Source organism: Lysobacter yangpyeongensis, from assembly GCF_042655745.1.
Lineage (GTDB): Bacteria > Pseudomonadota > Gammaproteobacteria > Xanthomonadales > Xanthomonadaceae > Agrilutibacter > Agrilutibacter yangpyeongensis.
Genome location: NZ_JBHSNM010000001.1, coordinates 194,888 through 210,023, shown reverse-complemented (window position 1 = coordinate 210,023; position 15,136 = coordinate 194,888). Strand labels below are relative to the sequence as shown.

Here is a 15,136-nt window from a genome sequence, read left to right as displayed (position 1 = left end):
TCTCACTCGAACGGCAGGAAGATCTTGTAATACGCCAGCAGCGCGGTGACGCAGATCCACGCGATGGTCAGCGGAATGAAGACCTTCCAGCCCAGGCGCATGATCTGGTCGTAGCGGTAGCGCGGGAACGAGGCGCGGAACCAGATGAAGCAGCTGGCGAAGAAGAACACCTTCGCGAGCAGCCACCACCAGCCGTTCGCCGACAGCAGCGGGATGCCCAGGCCCTGGAACGGGCTGAGCCAGCCGCCGAGGAAGAAGATCGAGACCAGGAAGCTGATCAGGATCATGTTCGCGTACTCGGCGAGGAAGAACAGCGCGAACGCCGAACCCGAGTACTCGACCATGTGGCCGGCGACGATTTCCGATTCGCCTTCGACGACGTCGAACGGTGCGCGGTTGGTTTCGGCCACGCCCGAGATGAAGTACACCACGAACAGCGGCAGCAGCGGCCACATGAACCATTCGAACGCGCCGGCGTTGCCGGCCTGCGCCATCACGATCTCGGTGAGGTTGAGGCTGCCCGCGGCGATCAGCACGCCGACCATGGCGAAGCCCATGGCGATTTCGTAGCTCACGACCTGCGCAGCGGCGCGCATCGCGCCGAGGAACGCGTACTTCGAGTTCGAAGCCCACCCGGCGAGCACGATGCCGTAGACGCCCATCGAGGTCATCGCCAGCAGGTACAGCAGGCCGGCGTTGGCGTTCGACAGCACGATCTTCGTGTCGAACGGCACCACCGCCCACGCGGCGAACGCCGGCGCCAGTGCCAGCAGCGGCGCGAGCTTGAACAGGAACGGCTGCGCGCGCGTGGGCTGGATGACTTCCTTGAACAGCAGCTTGAAGACGTCGGCGAAGGCCTGAAGGATGCCCTTGCCCACGTACATCGGGCCGCGGCGCACGTGCATCCAGCCGATCAGCTTGCGCTCCCACACGACGTAGAACGCGACCGAGATGATCACGGGCATGGCGATCAGCAGGATCTTCAGCACGATCCACGCGACGTTGCCGCCCCAGCCCAGGCCCAGCATCCAGTCGCGGAAACTATCTACGGCCTGCATCACGCCCTCCCCGCCTGCACGCGGCCGGCACCGAGCGGCGCGGTGGCGCCGTGGCCGCTTTGAATCCAGATGGTGCCGCGCGCGACCGTGTCGCTGACGACGACCGGCAGCGTCGCCGTGCCGGCGGCAGCGGTGAACTTGCCGACCACGCCTTCCGCGAGACCCAGGGCCTGCGCATCGGCCGGATGCATCACGGCCCGCGGTTCGACGCTGAGCGGATGCGATTGCAGGTTGGCGGCGCGGCGCACGACGGCGTCGCAGCGGTAGATCGCGGTGCTGACCGCCAGCTCGAGGCCGTCACCGGAAACGGTCGGTGCCGGACAGGCCACCGCACGCGCATCCTGACGATGCATCCCGGCGCGCAGGCCCGCCAGATCGGTGAAGTCGAAGCCCGGCAGACCCAGTTCGCCACCCAGCGCACGCAGCACGCGCCAGCCGGCACGCGCGTCGCCCGGCAGCTTGCCGCCCGCGACGGTGCCCTGCTCGAAGCCTTCCAGGTTGGTCAGCGTCGCTTCGATTTCCGGCAGCGCGCCGATCGGCAGGATCACGTCGGCCACGGCGCGCGTCGAGCGGCAGGCGAACTGACTGAAGGCCACGACCTGCGCCGAAGCCAGCGCCTTGTTGGCGGTCGCCACGTCGGCGAAGTCCAGGCCCGGCTCGATGCCGTAGAGGATGTAGGCCGAACGCGGCTGCGCCAGCATCGTCTGCGCGTCGCGCGTACGCGGCAGCACGCCGTGCTTGGACAGGCCCACTGCGTTCGCGCCCTGCGGAATGCGGCAGACACCCGCATTGGTCGCGGCGGCGAGCTCGGCCGCGGCCTTGCGGATCGCCGCAGCATACGGACTGTTCTCGGCCACACCGCCGACGATGACGACGGCTCGCGTCGCATCCTTCAGCGCATCGCGCAGGCCCGCATCGGTCAGGGCCGCGGCGATCTGCGAAGGTGCGACGATGCGATGGCTCGCGGTCTTGAAGGTGAAATCGAAGTCGACCGGATTGACGACATGCACCTTCGCGCCACGCGTCCACGCCTTGCGCACGCGGGCGTGCAGCAGCGGCACTTCATGGCGCAGGTTGCTGCCGACGATGACGATCGCATCGGCATGGGCCAGGTCCGCGACGGGCACGCCGAAGGTCTCAGCGGTGGCACCGTCGGAGAGGTCGCGCTGCGAAATGCGGTGATCGATGTTGCCGGTGCCGAGCGCCTCGGCGAGGCGCGCCAGCAGGGCGCCCTCCTCGTTCGACGTCGCCGGGTGCACCAGCACGCCGAGGTTGTCGGCGCCGTTGTCGCGCAGGATCTGCGCGGCGCGGGCCAGCGCTTCCTCCCACGAGGCCTCGCGGAAGTCGGCGCCATCCTTGATCAGCGGCCTGGTCGCGCGATCGGACGCGTACAGACCCTGGTGCGAGTAGCGGTCGCGGTCCGACAGCCAGCATTCGTTGACGGCATCGTTGTCGCGCGGCACGGTGCGCAGCACTTCGCCACGGCGCACGTGCAGGAACAGGTTGCTGCCCAGCGCGTCGTGGTAGCCCAGCGACTCGCGCGCGGTCAGCTCCCAGGGACGCGCCTTGAACTGGAACACCTTGTTGGTCAGCGCGCCGACCGGGCACACGTCGATGACGTTGCCGGACAGCTCGGTGGTGAGCGGCTTCCCGTCGTAGGTGCCGATCTGCAGGTTCTCGCCGCGGTACATGCCACCGAGCTCGTAGGTGCCGGCGACTTCGGCCGTGAAGCGCACGCAGCGCGTGCACTGGATGCAGCGCGTCATCTCGGTGGCGACCAGCGGACCGATGTCCTCGTCCGGGACCACGCGCTTGCGTTCGGCGAAGCGGCTGACCGAGCGGCCGTAACCGAGCGACAGATCCTGCAGTTCGCACTCGCCGCCCTGGTCGCAGATCGGGCAGTCCAGCGGATGGTTGATCAGCAGGAACTCCATCACGTTGCGCTGCGACTTCAACGCCTTTTCGCTGCGCGTGGTGACCTTCATGCCGTCCATCACCGGCGTGGCGCAGGCCGGCGCCGGCTTGGGCATCTTCTCGACTTCGACCAGGCACATGCGGCAGTTGGCCGCGACGCTGAGCTTGTCGTGGTAGCAGAAGCGCGGGATCGGAATGCCGGCCTTGTCGGCGGCCTGGATGATCATCGAGCCCTTCGGCGCGGCCAATTCGACGCCGTCGATGAAGACGGTGACGTGGTCGGGCGGAAGATTCGGATTGACGGGCTGGGCGCTCATGCCAAGCCTCCGAAAAGCGGGAATGGGGAATGGGGAATGGGGAACGAGGCGCAAAGGACATCCGAAAGCGTCCGCGTCGAGGTCGAACTTTCGTTCCCTACTCCCTCTTCCCTGTTCCCGCACTTGAAAGTCGTCATGCCGCCACCTTCTCGACTACCGTCCCGGCGCGCTGGTCGTCGACCAGGAAGCGCTTGTTCACGATCGCGTATTCGAACTCATCCCAGAAATGGCGCAGGAACCCCTGCACCGGCCACGCGGCGGCCTCGCCGAACGCGCAAATGGTGTGGCCTTCGATCTGGCCGGCGGCGGCGCGCAGCATCTTGAGGTCGTCGAGCGTGGCCTGCTTCTCGACGATGCGGGTCAGCATGCGGTACATCCAGCCGGTGCCTTCGCGACACGGCGTGCACTGGCCGCAGCTTTCCTTGAAGTAGAAGCGCGAGATGCGCTGGCAGGCGCGCACCATGCAGGTGGTGTCGTCCATCACGACCACGGCGCCCGAACCCAGGCCGGAACCGGCCTTCTGGATCGAGTCGTAATCCATCGTGAGGCCCATCATGGTCTCGCCCGGCAGCACCGGCATCGAGGAACCGCCCGGGATCACCGCCTTGATCCTGCGACCGTCGCGCATGCCACCGGCGAGCTGCAGCAGCTCGGCGAACGGCGTGCCCAGGCGGATCTCGTAGTTGCCCGGGCGGGCGACGTGGCCCGACACCGAGAAGATCTTCGGGCCGCCGTTGTTCGGCTTGCCGAGGTTGAGGAACCACTCCGCGCCGTTGCGGATGATCGCCGGCACCGAAGCATAGGTCTCGGTGTTGTTGATCGTCGTCGGCTTGCCGTACAGGCCGAAGTTGGCCGGGAACGGCGGCTTGTAGCGCGGCTGGCCCTTCTTGCCTTCCAGCGACTCCATCAGCGCGGTTTCCTCGCCGCAGATGTAGGCGCCCGCGCCCAGCGCGTTGTAGATGTCGATGTCGATGCCGGAGCCGAGGACGTTCTTGCCCAGCCAGCCGTGCCTGTAGGCCTCGGCGAGGGCTTCCTCGATGTGCTCGAACGGCTCGTGGTGGAACTCGCCGCGCAGGTAGTTGTAGGCGACGGTCGAACCGGTCGCGTAGCACGCGATCGCCATGCCTTCGATCACCGCATGCGGGTTGTAGCGCAGGATGTCGCGGTCCTTGGCGGTGCCCGGCTCGGATTCGTCCGAGTTGCACAGGATGTACTTCTGCGTGCCCGAGCCCTTGGGCATGAAGCTCCACTTCAGGCCGGTCGGGAAGCCCGCGCCGCCGCGGCCACGCAGGCCGGACTGCTTGACCATCTCGACGACGGCCGCCGGGTCGATCTTCTCGGTCAGGATCTTGCGCAGCGCGCTGTAGCCGCCGGTCTTGAGGTAGTTCTCGTACGACCAGGGCTTCTCGAAGTGCAGCGTCGTGTAGACGACGTTGTGCTCCTGCGGCACCGGGCCGACCGGGCCGTAGCCCTGCGAATAATCGTGGTGGTTGTCGTGCGCCATCAGCCCAGCCTCACTTCAGACCGTCGAGCAGCTCGTCGACCTTCGCGACGTCGAGCTTCTCGTGGTAATGGCCGTTGATCACGACCACCGGCGCGCCGCAGCACGCGGCCACGCATTCTTCCTCGCGCTTGAGGTAGACGCGGCCGTCCGCGCTGGATTCGCCCAGCTTGCAGCCCAGCTTCTGCTCGGCGTGGCGCACCAGGTCCTCGGCGCCGTTGAGCCAGCAGCTGATGTTGGTGCAGAAGGCGACGTTGTTGCGGCCGACCTTCTCGGTTTCGAACATCGAGTAGAACGACGCGACCTCGTAGGCCCACACCGGCGGGATGTCGAGGTACTTGGCGACCGCGGCGATCAGCTCGTCGCTGAGCCAGCCGCCGTTCTGTTCCTGCGCAGCGTGCAGGCCTTGCAGCACGGCCGAGCGCTTGCGGTCCGGCGGGAACTTGGCGACCCAGTGGTCGATGTGCGCGCGGGTCTTGTCCGACAGGGCGACCATCGGATCGACATTGCGCGCGTTTTCGAAATTGCCGGTGGCTTTCATTGCGGTTGTTGTTCCAAAGGCGGGAACGGGGAACAGGGAACGGGGAAGCAAAGGCAGCGGAGCGTGGAAGCTGTTGCTTCCCCGTTCCCCGTTCCCTGTTCCCGCTTTTCCTTCACCATCACCGATCAATCTCACCAAACACGATGTCGTACGTACCGATCATCGCCACGACGTCGGCCAGCATGTGGCCCTTGACGATCTCGTCCATCGACGACAGGTGCGCGAAGCCCGGGGCACGCAGCTTCACGCGGAACGGCTTATTGGCGCCGTCGGAAACCAGGTAGCAGCCGAACTCGCCCTTGGGTGCTTCGACGGCGGCGTAGGTCTCGCCGGCCGGCACGCAGTAACCCTCGGAGAACAGCTTGAAGTGGTGGATGAGGGCTTCCATGTCGTCCTTCATCTCTTCGCGCCTGGGCGGCGCGACCTTGAAGTTGTCGACGATCACGGGGCCCGGATTGGCCTTCAGCCACTTCACGCACTGCTGGATGATGCGGTTGGACTGGCGCATCTCGGCCATGCGCACCAGGTAGCGGTCGTAGCAGTCGCCGTTGACGCCGACCGGGATGTCGAAGTCGACTTCGGCGTACTTCGCATACGGCTGCTTCTTGCGCAGGTCCCAGGCGATGCCCGAACCGCGGACCATCGGGCCGGTCATGCCCCACGCGAACGCCTGCTCCGGCGACACCACACCGATGCCGACGGTGCGCTGCTTCCAGATGCGGTTGTCGGTGAGCAGCGTCTCGTATTCGTCGACGCGCTTGGGGAAGTCCTCGGTGAAGCGCTCGAGGTAATCCAGCAGCGAGCCTTCGCGCCATTCGTTGAAGCGCTTGAGCTGCTGGCCCTTGCGCCACGGCGATTCCTTGTAGCGCGGCATCTGCGCCGGCAGGTCGCGGTAGACGCCGCCCGGGCGGTAGTACGTCGCGTGCATGCGCGCGCCGGAGACCGCCTCGTAGCAGTCCATCAGCTCTTCGCGCTCGCGGAAGGCGTACAGGAACACCGCCATCGCGCCGAGGTCGAGCGCGTTCGAACCGACCCACATCAGGTGGTTCAGGATGCGCGTGATCTCGTCGAACATCGTGCGGATCCACTGCGCACGTTCGGGAGCCTCGATGCCCAGCAGCGTCTCGATCGCACGCACGTAGGCGTGCTCGTTGCACATCATCGAGACGTAATCCAGGCGATCCATGTAGCCGATCGACTGGTTGAACGGCTTGGACTCGGCCAGCTTCTCGGTGCCGCGATGGAGCAGGCCGATGTGCGGGTCGGCGCGCTGCACGACTTCGCCGTCCATCTCGAGGATGAGGCGGAGCACGCCGTGCGCAGCCGGGTGCTGCGGGCCGAAGTTCAGCGTGTAGTTGCGGATCTCGGCGTTGAGCACGCCGGACTGGTTGGAACCGGAAAGCACGGAGCTCACTTCTTCACCTCCGCCTTCTGCGCAGCTTCGCCGGCGGCGGTTTCATAACGCGCGTCGTCGCGGATCACGCGCGGCACCAGCACGCGCGGCTCGATCGAAACGGGTTCGTACACGACGCGCTTCTTCTCGGCGTCGTAACGCACTTCGACGTTGCCGATCAGCGGGAAATCCTTGCGGAACGGATGGCCGACGAAACCGTAGTCGGTCAGGATGCGGCGCAGGTCCGGATGGCCTTCGAAGACGATGCCGTACAGATCGAAGGCTTCGCGCTCGAACCAGTTCGTGCCCGCCCACACCGACGTCAGCGAGGCCACGACCGGCAGGTCGTCGTTCTCGGCGAAGGTGCGCAGGCGCACGCGCCGGTTGTGCTGGTACGAGAGCAGGTGGGCCACGGCCGCGAAACGACGTTCCGGCGCGTTGGCGGCACCGTTGGGGGCTTCACCCCAGACGAAGCGGCCGGCGCTCTTGCCTTCCACGCCGCGCGAGAAGCCTTCCGACGAAACGTCGGTGTCCCATTCGTCGCTGCCGTAGCTCAGGTAATCGACGCCGCTGACGTCGACGCACTGCTCGAAACCGAACTCATCGCGCAACGCCCGCGCGGCCGCAAGCCACGCGCCGGCGGCAACATCGATGGTGACTTCGCAGCGCGGTTCGGCGACGGCGACCATCGCTTCCGGGAAACGCGCGCGCAGGCGATCGGCAAAAGAGGATGCGGTTTCCATGTCAGCGCACGCCCTGCTTGTTCTCGCCGAAATTGGTGCCCCGGCGGATCTTCTTCTGCAGCTGCAGGATGCCGTAGACCAGCGCTTCCGCAGTCGGCGGGCAGCCCGGCACGTAGACGTCGACCGGCACGATACGATCGCAGCCGCGCACGACCGCGTACGAGTAGTGGTAATAACCGCCGCCGTTGGCGCACGAGCCCATCGAGATCACCCACTTCGGGTCGGGCATCTGGTCGTAGACCTTGCGCAGCGCCGGGGCCATCTTGTTGACCAGGGTGCCGGCCACGATCATCACGTCGGACTGGCGCGGCGACGGACGGAACACGACGCCGTAGCGGTCGAGGTCGAGGCGCGCGGCGCCCGCGTGCATCATCTCGACCGCGCAGCAGGCCAGGCCGAAGGTCATCGGCCACATCGAACCGGTACGCGCCCAGTTCCACAGCGTGTCCAGGTTGGTCGTGACGAAGCCCTGCTGCATCACCGGGTTCTGGTCTTCGGGCAGCAGCAGGTCGTCCAGCCGCCCTTCCGGCAGCGGGTTGTGCATCAGGCCCGAAACTTTCTGGATCACTCCCATTCGAGCGCGCCCTTCTTCCACACGTAGACGAAACCGATCACCAGCAGGGCGAGGAACACGCCCATTTCGATGAGCCCGAACACGCCGAGCTCCCGGAAAACCAGCGCCCACGGGAAGACGAAGGCGATTTCCAGGTCGAAGACGATGAACAGGATGGCGATGAGGTAGTAGCGCACGTCGAACTGCATGCGCGCGTCCTCGAATGCGCCGAAGCCGCATTCATAGGGCGCGAGCTTTTCGACGGAGGGGCGCTGGGGACCGAGCAGGCGGCCTACTACCAGCAGGGCGACGCCGATGCCACCGGCGACGATCAGGAACAGCAGGGTCGGCAGGTATTCGGCCAGCACTCGCGTTCTCTCGGCTATGCCGCGGTAACGCGGCGTTGGCTCGGCATCTGTGTGCCGTTGTTGCTAACGCTGAAGGGGCCGCACGCCGTGCGAACTCTCGCCGTGCGAACCCCTCCAGAAGTTTGGTGCCCAAGGGGGGACTCGAACCCCCACGACCTAAGTCGCTACCACCTCAAGGTAGTGCGTCTACCAATTCCGCCACCTGGGCTGAAAACACTGGCCTTCCGGCCGCTTCCGCTCGCCGCCGAAGCTTCGGCGTCGAACGGCACCCGGCGGATCCATGCCGGGTTGGAAAGATGCATATGGTACCGCGTTTGCCCCGCTTAACCGCCAGAGGCAGGCTGTGCCGGAGCAGGCTGTTGCTGCGACTTCGGTTCCGGATTCGCAGGCGCGTTGCCCGCCGGCGCCGCGGGAACCGTCGTCGCCGGCGCAGTCGAGGCGGGCGCCGCGGGAACCGTGGCGGGTGCCGACGGCACCGTCGAATTGCCCGTGGCCGGCGCCGCCGGAGCGGCAGGCACTTCGGACATCAGACCCTTGTCCTCGGCGGCCGGGGTTGCGGCCCGATTGCCATGGCTGGCGTTCCAGGCCATGAAAAGGCTGATGACGAAGAAGGCGATGGCCAGCCACTTGGTCGACTTCGAAAGGAAATTCGAAGCGCCGCGTGCGCCGAACACCGTGCCCGACGCGCCCGCGCCGAAGCCCGAGCCCGCCTGCGCACCCGCGCCGCGCTGCATGAGGATCAGCGCGATCATCGCGATCGCGATCAGCACATAGATGACGTTGAGGAACAACAGCATCGTGGGAAAACCCGAAATTGGTTATGCCGCCGCGGCGACAATCGCGTTGAAGTCGGCGGCGACCAGCGAAGCCCCGCCTACCAGGCCGCCATCGACATCCGGCTGCGAGAACAGCTCGGCGGCGTTGTCGGCCTTCACGCTGCCGCCGTACAGGATCGGCAGCGAGCCAGCAATTCTAGCATCGTATTGCGCGATTTCGCCACGGATGAATGCATGGACCTCCTGCGCCTGCTCCGGCGTAGCGGTCCTGCCGGTGCCGATGGCCCACACCGGCTCATAGGCGATGATCGCGCCCTGCACTGCCGCGGCACCGCGTTCGAGGATCGGCGCCAGCTGCTCCTGCAGCCGCCATTCCATCTGGCCGTTCTCGCGCTCGCGCAGGGTTTCGCCGACGCACAGGATCGGCACCAGTCCGGCCGCCTTGGCCGCGAAGAACTTGCGCCCCACCATCTCGCTGCTCTCGTGGTGGTACTGGCGCCGCTCGGAATGCCCGACCAGGCCGTAGCGCGCGCCAACGTCGACCAGCATCGTCGCGGAGACTTCGCCGGTATAGGCGCCCTTCTGGTTGGCGCTCACGTCCTGCGCGCCGAACTGCAGGCCGCGCGCCTCGTAGCGCTCGACCAGCTCGCCCACGTAAGGCAGCGGCGGCAGGATGATGCGCTCCACGCCCGCCGGGGCGTCGACCGCCGCCACCGCATCGAGCAGCTCCAGGGCGAACTTGCGGTCGCCATGCAGCTTCCAGTTTCCGGCGACGATCTTGCGGCGCATGGGCGACCCCTCGGATGCGAAAGGCGCGCAGTTTACAGCGGCCGCAGCCATTCCTCAGCTGCCAGAATAGCGACAACCTCACCACCGGCTTCGCGCGATGCCCGCCCCGTCCGCTCCCCGCCTTCCGATCCTGCCGTACCGGAAACCCACGGAAGGCCGCGATTACTGGATCCTCGACAACGCACTGCCCGACCCCGACGCGGTGCGTGCGCGGCTGCTCGCCCGAAGCGACTGGTACGAGGGCTATCCGCGCAAGCCGGAAAGCTGGCCCGGGCTGCGGGCGATGCCGGCGCTGGAGCCTGCCCAGCTCGAACACATCGAAGCCTGGGTGCGCAAGGCGACGGGCGCGTCGAAGCTGTGGGTACAGGCGTCGGGCGACGGTGGCACGCTCAACCACAACTGCGTGCAGGTGGTCGGCTACAACGAATGCGAACCGCGCCCGCACACCGATTCGCGGGCGCTGTGCCGCTACGCCGCAGTGCTCTATCTCAATCCTGCGGTTCCCGACGAATGCGGCACCAGCTTCTACCGGCAGCGCCTGCCCGGCGGGCAGCGCGGCGGCAACATCGTGCAGCCGCCGCACAACAACCTGGTGGAAGCGCTGGGCACGCGCTTCGTCGACGTTACCGCCTTCGCGGAAGACGTCGCGATCCCGCATCGCTACAACCGCCTGCTGGTGTATCGCGCCAACCTGATCCACAGCGCCACGGGCTACTGGGGACAGACGCTGGAAAAGAAGCGGATGGCGGCGGTGTTTTTCTGGATGGCTTAGGAAATCGCCGGCCGCTTCCGCAGAGCGGTGCTCTTTCTTGGATGGCCCAGGAAGCCGCGCCTTTGCGTCCACCTGCGCGGATACGAGTGACGGATTTTCACCGGCGGCAACCACCCGGAGACAGTTGCCGCTCCCGGCAAATCGCCCGCCCTACTTCAGCTTGATTTCCGACAGCCGCTCTTCGAGGTACCCGTGCGCCGTGATCGGCTGCGGATAGCGACTCGGGTTGTCCGGGGTGATGCACGAGGGCAGCACGTCGATCAGGAAATCCGGGTTGGGGTGCAGGAAGAACGGCGTCGAATAACGTGGCTGGCGCGCTTTCTCGCCCGGGGGATTCACCACGCGGTGCGTGGTCGACGGATACACGTGGTTGGTCAGGCGCTGCAGCATGTCGCCGATGTTGACCACGATGGTGTCGGCGTCGGCGGTGAACGGCACCCACTCGCCCTTGCGCGACTTCACTTCCAGGCCTTCCGAACTCGCACCGACCAGCAGGGTGATCAGATTGATGTCTTCGTGCGCGCCCGCGCGCACGTTCGGGATGTCGTCGGTAGTGATCGGCGGATAGTGGATCGGCCGCAGGATCGAATTGCCCGAGTCGGTCTTGTCGGCGAAGTAGCTCTCCGGCAGGCCGATGTGCAAGGCCAGTGCGCTCAGGACGCGCGAACCGAGCTGGTCGAGCGCGGTGTAGAGGCCATAGGCGAGCTCGCGGAATTCGGGGATTTCCTCCGGCCACAGGTTCGCCGGCATGACGTCCGCGTACTTCGAATCGCGCGGAATCTCGCGGCCGACATGCCAGAACTCCTTGAGGTCGAAGTACTTCGAATCCTTGGCGGTCTCGATGCCGAACGGCGTGTACCCGCGCGCACCACCACCACCAGGCACGTGGTACTTGCGCTTCACATCCTCGGGCAGCGCGAAGAAGCGCCTGAAGACGTCGTACGAACCGTCGATCAGGGACTGCGGGACGCCGTGGTTGCGGATGCCTGCGAAACCCCATTCGCGATAGGCCGCGCCGAGTTCGGCGACGAAGGCTTCGCGGTCGGTATCGAAGCGGCGGATGTCGAGGGTCGGGATCTGCGACGCCATGGTGTGCTCGGTGTTCCGATGTTCGTTCGTTGGTTTACTTCGCCGCCGCATGCACGGCGGCGGCCAGTGCATCGAGCGTTTCCTGCATCAGCGTCGCGTCGTCGGCTTCGACCGTGACGCGAACCACAGGCTCGGTACCCGAAGGGCGCAGGAAGGCGCGACCGCGACCGGCCACCGCGGCCTGCGCGCTGGCGAGGGCCGCCTGCACGGATGCCGCTTCGGCCGGGCGCGAAGTACCCGCGTAACGCACGTTGACGGTCTTCTGCGGCACGCGCTCCAGGCCCTGCAAGGCTTCGCTCAGCGAGATGCCGCGACGACCCAGCACTTCGAGCACCTGCAGCGCGCTGACGATGCCGTCGCCGGTGCCGCTGCGGTCCAGGCACAGCATGTGCCCCGACGCCTCGCCGCCCAGCACGCCGCCGTTGGCGACCAGTTGCTGGTGGACGTAGCGGTCGCCGACCTTGGCGCGGATGAAGCCGATGCCTTCGCGCTCCAGCGCGCGCTCCAGGCCGTAATTGGTCATCAGTGTTCCAACCACCGGACCGGCGAGGCGACCGCTCTGCTTCCAGTCCTTCGCCAGCACGTACAGCAGGTCGTCGCCGTCGCGGACGTTGCCGTTCCCGTCGACGAACATCACCCGGTCGCCATCGCCATCGAAGGCGATGCCCAGGTCCACGTCGGTTTCGCGCACGCGCGCCGCGAGGGTTTCCGGATGCGTGGAGCCCACGCCATCGTTGATGTTCAGGCCGTTGGGATCGACGCCAATCGCATCCACGCGCGCGCCCAGTTCGCGCAGCACGAGCGGACCGAGCTGGTAGGTCGCGCCATTGGCGCAATCCATCGCGATGCGCATGCCGCCCAGGTCGAAGCCCTTGGGCACCGAACTCTTGCAATGCTCGATGTAGCGCCCCAGCGCGTCGCGCGTGCGCACGGCCTTGCCGAGCTGCTCCGAGGTCACGGTGCGGAACGGCTGGTCGAGCGCGGCTTCGATCGCCAGTTCGGTGGCGTCGTCGAGCTTCTCGCCACGCGCGGAGAAAAACTTGATGCCGTTGTCGTAGTGCGGGTTGTGCGAGGCCGAAATGACGATGCCGCCATCGGCGCGCATCGAATGCGTCAAGTGCGCGACGGCCGGCGTGGGCATCGGCCCCATCAGCTGCACGTCCACGCCCGCGGCGACCAGACCGGCTTCGAGCGCGGCTTCGAACATGTAGTTCGAAATGCGGGTGTCCTTGCCGATGATGACCTGCGGCTTGCGCCAGTCGCGGCCTTCGTAGGCGCGGGTCAGCGCGTGGCCGTAGGCATTGCCCAGGCGCAGGACGAAGTCGGCGGAAATGGGACCTTCGCCGACGCGGCCGCGGATGCCGTCGGTGCCGAAATACCTGCGGCTCAAGCCAGCACCTCGTTGTCGTCCTGCGGCACCGGCTGCTTCATCAGCAGCGCCAGCAGGTGCGCCAGGCGATCGCGCATCTCGCGGCGGTCGCAGATCTGGTCGATAGCGCCGTGGTCGAGGAGGAACTCGGAACGCTGGAAGCCTTCCGGCAGCTTCTCGCGCACGGTCTGCTCGATCACGCGCGGGCCGGCGAAGCCGATCAGCGCTTCGGGTTCGGCGAGGTTGATGTCGCCGAGCATCGCGAACGAGGCGGAGACGCCGCCGGTGGTCGGATGGGTCATCACCGAGATGTACGGCAGCCCCTTGGCGCGCAGGCGCGCAAGCGCGGCGGAGGTCTTGGCCATCTGCATCAGCGAGAACAGGCTTTCCTGCATGCGCGCGCCGCCGCTGGCGGAGAAGCATACGAACGGGCAGCCGATCTCGGCCGCGCGCTCGGCCGCAAGGGCGAATCGCTCGCCGACCACCGAGCCCATCGAACCGCCCATGTACGCAAAGTCGAACGACGCGGCGACGAGGTCGCGGCCCTTCAGCTTGCCCTGCAAGGCGATCAGGGCGTCGCGCTCGCCGGTGGACTTCTGCGCCGCCTTGATGCGGTCGGAGTACTTCTTCTGGTCCTTGAACTTCAGCACGTCGGTGGGGCCGAGTTCGGCGCCGATTTCGCTGGTGCTGTCGGGATCGAACAGGGACGCCAGCCGCGCCCGGGCGCGGATCGGCATGTGGAAGCCGCACTTCGGGCAGACCTCGAGGTTTTCCTCGAGCTCGGGGCGGTACAGCACGACGCCGCAGCGGTCGCACTTTTCCCAGAGCCCCTCGGGGACACTGCGGCGCTTGGCCGTGCCGGATTCGGTCCGGATGCCGGAGGGCATGAGTTTCTTCAGCCAGGACATGCTTTGGGTGTTCCCCTGATCAGGCGCTAATGGCGAACGTCCAGTTTAGCGCGTGCGGGGTAGCCCGGTCCGGGCAGGAGGTCCCGACCTCCTGTCGGGCAGAGGCCGCGATTCGCCGCCAACGCTAGCCGTCGAGGGCTTCGCGCAGCGCGCGCAGGAACGTCGTGGCGGAGGCGGCCGGGTCTTCGCTGCCTTCCAGGGCGGACACCAGGGCGCTGCCGACGACGACGCCGTCGGCCTCGCTGGCCATCGCCCGCGCCGATGCGGCATCGCGGATGCCGAAACCCGCCGCGACCGGCACCGGGCTGCGCGAGCGGATCGTCCGGAGGCGTTCGCCGGCCGCCGCGGTATCGAGCCGGTCGGCGCCGGTCACCCCGGCGAAGCTGACGTAGTAGAGGTAGCCGCTGGCCTGCGCGCACAGCGTGGCCAGACGCGCATCGCTGGTGGTCGGCGCCGCCAGCAGGATCAGTGCGAGCCCGTGCGCGGCGAAGGCGGTGCGGAAGTCCGCCGCTTCCTCCGGCGGCAGGTCGACCAGCAGCACACCATCGACGCCCGCCGCGGCGGCTTCCCGGCCGAAGCGGTCGGCGCCACGGATTTCGACCGGGTTGAGATAGCCCATCAGCACGACCGGTGTATCGGCGCCGTCCTCGCGGAAGCGGCGCACGCAATCGAGCACGTACGACAGCCCCGCGCCGCGCGCGAGGGCGCGTTCGGAACTGCGCTGGATGGTCGGACCGTCCGCCATGGGATCGGAGAACGGCACGCCCAGCTCGATGACGTCCGCGCCGGCGGCGGCGAGTGCGTGCATGACCGGAACCGTCGCGTCCAGCGCAGGATCGCCGGCAGTAACGAACGGGATCAGCGCCTTGCGGCCTTGCTTCTGCAGTTGGGCGAAACGGGTGTCGATGCGGTTCATGGAGAGGGGAACAGGGAACAGGGAACAGGGAACAGGGAACAGGGAACAGGGAACGATGAATCACCGGCTCGCGGAAGACTTCCGTTTTCGTGGGTTGGCTACTGGGGAGCGAAGGGGCGCTGGAAGTTT

At 66.9% G+C, this 15,136-nt stretch carries 15 protein-coding genes and 1 tRNA gene; 1 reads left to right on the top strand and 15 read right to left on the bottom strand.

The features are described from left to right. Positions 1 to 2 precede the first annotated feature (2 nt). The 11 genes from nuoH to tpiA form a co-directional block, all read right to left on the bottom strand. Positions 3 to 1,058, bottom strand: coding sequence for an NADH-quinone oxidoreductase subunit NuoH (gene nuoH / locus ACFPN1_RS00905; RefSeq protein ID WP_386752198.1), 1,056 nt, complete (start codon positions 1,056 to 1,058; stop codon positions 3 to 5). After that, a complete protein-coding gene (gene nuoG / locus ACFPN1_RS00900) occupies positions 1,058 to 3,289 on the bottom strand; it encodes an NADH-quinone oxidoreductase subunit NuoG (protein WP_386752196.1) in 2,232 nt (743 codons plus the stop codon). The genes nuoH and nuoG overlap by 1 nt, the downstream gene beginning before the upstream one ends. A 133-nt stretch (positions 3,290 to 3,422) precedes the next feature. Next, a complete protein-coding gene (nuoF, locus tag ACFPN1_RS00895) occupies positions 3,423 to 4,793 on the bottom strand; it encodes an NADH-quinone oxidoreductase subunit NuoF (protein WP_386752194.1) in 1,371 nt (456 codons plus the stop codon). A 10-nt stretch (positions 4,794 to 4,803) separates the two neighbouring features. Next, on the bottom strand, positions 4,804 to 5,331 hold the full coding sequence (nuoE, locus tag ACFPN1_RS00890) for an NADH-quinone oxidoreductase subunit NuoE (RefSeq protein WP_386752192.1): 528 nt from the start codon (positions 5,329 to 5,331) through the stop codon (positions 4,804 to 4,806). A 118-nt stretch (positions 5,332 to 5,449) separates the two neighbouring features. Next, entirely contained in the window at positions 5,450 to 6,736 is a 1,287-nt protein-coding gene (locus ACFPN1_RS00885) for an NADH-quinone oxidoreductase subunit D (RefSeq protein ID WP_386752190.1), read from the bottom strand. Positions 6,737 to 6,741: 5 nt separating this feature from the next. Beyond that, entirely contained in the window at positions 6,742 to 7,467 is a 726-nt protein-coding gene (locus tag ACFPN1_RS00880; RefSeq protein ID WP_386752188.1) for an NADH-quinone oxidoreductase subunit C, read from the bottom strand. Position 7,468: 1 nt separating this feature from the next. Further along, complete coding sequence (locus ACFPN1_RS00875) at positions 7,469 to 8,041, bottom strand: NuoB/complex I 20 kDa subunit family protein (RefSeq protein ID WP_386752186.1); 573 nt, start codon at positions 8,039 to 8,041, stop codon at positions 7,469 to 7,471. Next, on the bottom strand, positions 8,032 to 8,388 hold the full coding sequence (locus ACFPN1_RS00870; protein ID WP_386752184.1) for an NADH-quinone oxidoreductase subunit A: 357 nt from the start codon (positions 8,386 to 8,388) through the stop codon (positions 8,032 to 8,034). Before ACFPN1_RS00870 ends, ACFPN1_RS00875 begins: the two co-directional genes overlap by 10 nt. 123 nt (positions 8,389 to 8,511) lie before the next feature. Further along, positions 8,512 to 8,596: transfer RNA gene (locus ACFPN1_RS00865), tRNA-Leu, on the bottom strand. 115 nt (positions 8,597 to 8,711) lie between these two features. Next, entirely contained in the window at positions 8,712 to 9,185 is a 474-nt protein-coding gene (gene secG, locus ACFPN1_RS00860; protein WP_386752182.1) for a preprotein translocase subunit SecG, read from the bottom strand. Positions 9,186 to 9,206: 21 nt separating this feature from the next. After that, the gene (gene tpiA / locus ACFPN1_RS00855) at positions 9,207 to 9,953 is read right to left on the bottom strand and encodes a triose-phosphate isomerase (RefSeq protein ID WP_386752180.1); all 747 of its coding nucleotides are present in this window, start codon (positions 9,951 to 9,953) and stop codon (positions 9,207 to 9,209) included. A 97-nt stretch (positions 9,954 to 10,050) separates the two neighbouring features. Here tpiA and ACFPN1_RS00850 point away from each other — a divergent pair, with 97 nt between their 5' ends. Next, the gene (locus ACFPN1_RS00850) at positions 10,051 to 10,725 is read left to right on the top strand and encodes a DUF6445 family protein (protein ID WP_386752178.1); all 675 of its coding nucleotides are present in this window, start codon (positions 10,051 to 10,053) and stop codon (positions 10,723 to 10,725) included. 150 nt (positions 10,726 to 10,875) lie between these two features. Here the strand turns inward: ACFPN1_RS00850 and ACFPN1_RS00845 are convergent, their stop codons facing one another. The 4 genes from ACFPN1_RS00845 to trpA all read right to left on the bottom strand — a co-directional run bounded on the left by ACFPN1_RS00845 (position 10,876) and on the right by trpA (position 15,007). Then, entirely contained in the window at positions 10,876 to 11,814 is a 939-nt protein-coding gene (locus ACFPN1_RS00845; protein WP_386752176.1) for an isopenicillin N synthase family dioxygenase, read from the bottom strand. A 34-nt stretch (positions 11,815 to 11,848) separates the two neighbouring features. Next, positions 11,849 to 13,204 (bottom strand): phosphoglucosamine mutase, encoded by a 1,356-nt coding sequence (gene glmM / locus ACFPN1_RS00840; RefSeq protein ID WP_386752174.1) that lies wholly within the window; start codon positions 13,202 to 13,204, stop codon positions 11,849 to 11,851. Continuing rightward, positions 13,201 to 14,091: an acetyl-CoA carboxylase, carboxyltransferase subunit beta gene (gene accD / locus ACFPN1_RS00835; protein ID WP_386752172.1), complete on the bottom strand. Its 891-nt coding sequence runs from the start codon at positions 14,089 to 14,091 to the stop codon at positions 13,201 to 13,203. The genes glmM and accD overlap by 4 nt, the downstream gene beginning before the upstream one ends. A 124-nt stretch (positions 14,092 to 14,215) precedes the next feature. Then, positions 14,216 to 15,007, bottom strand: a complete 792-nt coding sequence (gene trpA / locus ACFPN1_RS00830; protein WP_386752170.1) for a tryptophan synthase subunit alpha — start codon at positions 15,005 to 15,007, stop codon at positions 14,216 to 14,218. Positions 15,008 to 15,136 lie beyond the last annotated feature (129 nt).

What these genes read in the sequence shown, in the direction of transcription:
- ACFPN1_RS00850 (WP_386752178.1), top strand. Translation starts at nt 10,051, where the DNA reads ATGCCCGCCCCGTCCGCTCCCCGCCTTCCGATCCTGCCGTACCGGAAA.
- tpiA (WP_386752180.1), bottom strand. Translation starts at nt 9,953, where the DNA reads ATGCGCCGCAAGATCGTCGCCGGAAACTGGAAGCTGCATGGCGACCGC.
- ACFPN1_RS00880 (WP_386752188.1), bottom strand. Translation starts at nt 7,467, where the DNA reads ATGGAAACCGCATCCTCTTTTGCCGATCGCCTGCGCGCGCGTTTCCCG.
- ACFPN1_RS00875 (WP_386752186.1), bottom strand. Translation starts at nt 8,041, where the DNA reads ATGGGAGTGATCCAGAAAGTTTCGGGCCTGATGCACAACCCGCTGCCG.
- nuoH (WP_386752198.1), bottom strand. Translation starts at nt 1,058, where the DNA reads ATGCAGGCCGTAGATAGTTTCCGCGACTGGATGCTGGGCCTGGGCTGG.
- nuoF (WP_386752194.1), bottom strand. Translation starts at nt 4,793, where the DNA reads ATGGCGCACGACAACCACCACGATTATTCGCAGGGCTACGGCCCGGTC.
- accD (WP_386752172.1), bottom strand. Translation starts at nt 14,091, where the DNA reads ATGTCCTGGCTGAAGAAACTCATGCCCTCCGGCATCCGGACCGAATCC.
- secG (WP_386752182.1), bottom strand. Translation starts at nt 9,185, where the DNA reads ATGCTGTTGTTCCTCAACGTCATCTATGTGCTGATCGCGATCGCGATG.
- nuoG (WP_386752196.1), bottom strand. Translation starts at nt 3,289, where the DNA reads ATGAGCGCCCAGCCCGTCAATCCGAATCTTCCGCCCGACCACGTCACC.
- trpA (WP_386752170.1), bottom strand. Translation starts at nt 15,007, where the DNA reads ATGAACCGCATCGACACCCGTTTCGCCCAACTGCAGAAGCAAGGCCGC.
- ACFPN1_RS00845 (WP_386752176.1), bottom strand. Translation starts at nt 11,814, where the DNA reads ATGGCGTCGCAGATCCCGACCCTCGACATCCGCCGCTTCGATACCGAC.
- nuoE (WP_386752192.1), bottom strand. Translation starts at nt 5,331, where the DNA reads ATGAAAGCCACCGGCAATTTCGAAAACGCGCGCAATGTCGATCCGATG.